The organism is Clostridium tarantellae, assembly GCF_009295725.1.
Classification (GTDB): domain Bacteria; phylum Bacillota; class Clostridia; order Clostridiales; family Clostridiaceae; genus Sarcina; species Sarcina tarantellae.
Genome location: NZ_WHJC01000687.1, coordinates 1 through 392 on the forward strand (window position 1 = coordinate 1; position 392 = coordinate 392).

The window sequence follows — 392 nt, forward strand, 5'->3', positions numbered from 1 at the left end:
TCATTATTTTCTTCATCTTCTTCTTTAATAAGTTCCTGTAAACTTTGCCATTCTTTACATATATTAAGCAAACTATCATAGTTTTTATTTATATAATACTTGGTTTCTTCTAAATTTTCTTTTTTAGTTTTTTCTTTAATTATTTTAGAATTAGACATATTAGAAATTTCTTTTTTAAAACTTAAATCATCTCCACAATTTATTAATAAAGTTGATATAAAAATTAATAAGGTAAAAAAGGTTAAAATATATTTTTTTGTCACCAAGGTATCCTCCTAAGATTTTCTTTTGTACAAGTTAATATTATACATTATATTTAACCTTTTAACATAGAGACTTTTATTGCATATTTATATTTTTTTATTTTCTTTATACATTTTCCAATCTATGAT

1 protein-coding gene is annotated in these 392 nt (G+C 19.4%); it reads right to left on the reverse strand.

From position 1 onward, the window contains the following. On the reverse strand, positions 1 to 263 hold a 263-nt coding region (locus GBZ86_RS16845), incomplete at its 3' end, for a hypothetical protein (RefSeq protein WP_152892551.1). Positions 264 to 392: the final 129 nt, after the last annotated feature.